The following is a 2,070-nucleotide window of genomic DNA, read 5'->3' as shown; positions in this document are numbered from 1 at the left end:
GGCGGAGCAGTACCTGCGGTCCCGGGCGCTGCCGGGAGCCGAACGCGGCGTCGTCCACTGCCTGCATGCCGCCGAGTCCGCCAGCCGCGACCACGCTCACGGCCAAGCCGTCCGGCTGCTTGGCAACGCCCTTGAGCTGATGCCGGCCCAAGGCGGCAACGAACGGGCGGAGGTTCTTCGGCGGCTGGCGGTCGCGCAGGCGCAAGCCCTCGACGGCACCAGGGCACCCGAGACCACCCGTCGCGCGCTCACCCTGCTCGACGCGGTGCAAGGCGCCGAACTCGTCGTCCACGTGGTCGACGCGCTACGGGAAGGTGCGCCCGCTTCGGCCTGGGAGCCGCTGGTAGGTGACGGTCTTCGCCTGGTCGGAGACGACGGTACCCTGACGTGGGCCCGGCTGGCGGTCGCCGTGGACCCGGTTGACACTGTCGAGTCCGGTGCGATGGCGTGGGTGCGGGTCGGGCGATGGCGGGAGTACCCGGCCGACGCCGTCGCGGTCCTGCGCTCCCGCGGCGGCGAGGACGACCAGGCCCGCGCGATCGAACCGTTCCAGCCGAGAACCGTCGAACAGACACAGGCACTGCTGGCGCGGGTTCAGGGCTGGTCGAGTCCGCGGGCGGTCATGCGCGGACTCGACCTGGTGGGCCGGGATTTCACCTTCCGCCACGGCCGGATCACCGTCGCCACCGACTGCTACCGGGAACTGCTGGCAGTCGGTGAACGGGTCGGGTCAGTGGTCGCGAGGAGCGAGGCGTGCGCGCAGCTTGCCCTGTGCACGGCGCTCGCAGGTGACGTCGCCGCCGCGCACGGTCACCTGGAGCGGGCATTCGGACTGGTCGAGGGGCTGTGGTCCGGCCACCGGCGCCATCTGCTCGGGACCGTGTCCCACTCGGTGATTCTGGGATACCTCACCCGCGACGCCGACTGGTCCGGCCTGGGCGCGCGGTTGGAGGACTGGCTGCGAGGCCCGCTGGCCGCCAGGGCGCCCTTCGCGAACGTGTTCGTCGCGTTGGCGGCGCTCTGCCATGCATTCGCCGGTGAGGGTGACGCGGCCCGGGCGCGGCTGCGCGACGTCGCCGGCCTGCTCGTCCAGCTGTCCCCGCATGATCATGCCGTCGCGGGGACGCTCTGGTTCGGCGTTGCCACGGCCTGGGAATTGGGCGACCCTGAAGCGGCCGGCTGGCTGGCCCCCGCGCTGGACCGGCACCGGACCAGCGGTGGTCCGCCCGGCCCGATGGGATCCACCGAACATGGCGCTGGCCGCGTCGCCGCGCTGCTGGGCGACCGGATCGGCGCGGCCGAGCAGTTTGCGGTGGCACGGCATGCCACGACCGCCGGTGGCGGCCACGCCGTCCGCGCACTGCTCGACGTCGACGACGCGATCGTCCGGGCCGACCCGATGGCTCTCGACACGGCTCTACGCGCGCTGGACCGGCGCGCCATGCCCGGCTGGGCCGCATGGGCACGCTCGGCGGACCACCAGGCAAGGGTGGGCGCCGGCCGGCGTACCGGCCGGGGCGACGACACCTCGACGCGGCCCCGCCCCGCCGGGCTGACCCCGCGCGAGGTCGAGGTACTCGGACTGCTCGCGGCCGGTCGGACGAGCAAGGAGATCGCGGCCGATCTCGTCCTGTCGCTGCTCACGGTCAACCGCCACGTCGCGAACATCTACACGAAGATCGGCGCCCGAAACCGGGCCGAGGCCACCGCGTTCGCCATCGCACACGGCCTGAGCGCCAAACCGACCAACCGGACTACATAGTTCTCGGTAGCAGCCGGCCGCAGCGGTTCGAACCGAAGATGACGACAATTGTCGACGCTTGATAAGCGCACGCCTTCCTAAGGTCATCCCGACGGTGTTTCGAAAAAAACATTCGAAAGACGAAAGGGAGACCGATGGCAACCATGGAGATCAACGGAGTCGGTATCGCCTACGACGACAGCGGGGCTGGTGCGCCGCCGATTCTGTTCGTCCACGGCTGGGGCGGGAACCGGACCAACTTCGCGCCGCAGGTAGCGCACTTCGCCACCAGCCACCGAGTGGTAGCGCTTGACCGGCGCGGCCACGGT

General features: G+C 71.4%; 2 protein-coding genes. Both read left to right on the top strand.

Translation table 11 applies throughout. From position 1 onward, the window contains the following. Positions 1-1,762 (top strand): LuxR C-terminal-related transcriptional regulator (locus U9980_RS22785; protein ID WP_322769808.1); only part of this gene is annotated, 1,762 nt, incomplete at its 5' end. A 134-nt stretch (positions 1,763-1,896) separates the two neighbouring features. Continuing rightward, positions 1,897-2,070, top strand: a 174-nt coding sequence (locus U9980_RS28720; RefSeq protein ID WP_416210360.1) for an alpha/beta fold hydrolase, incomplete at its 3' end; no start/stop codon positions are given.

Origin of the sequence: Protofrankia sp. Cr1, assembly GCF_963555865.1 — a bacterium.
Taxonomy (GTDB): Bacteria; Actinomycetota; Actinomycetes; order Frankiales; family Frankiaceae; genus Protofrankia.
Note: the sequence above shows the minus strand (reverse complement) of the source record. Positions and strands in the feature narration are given on the sequence as shown.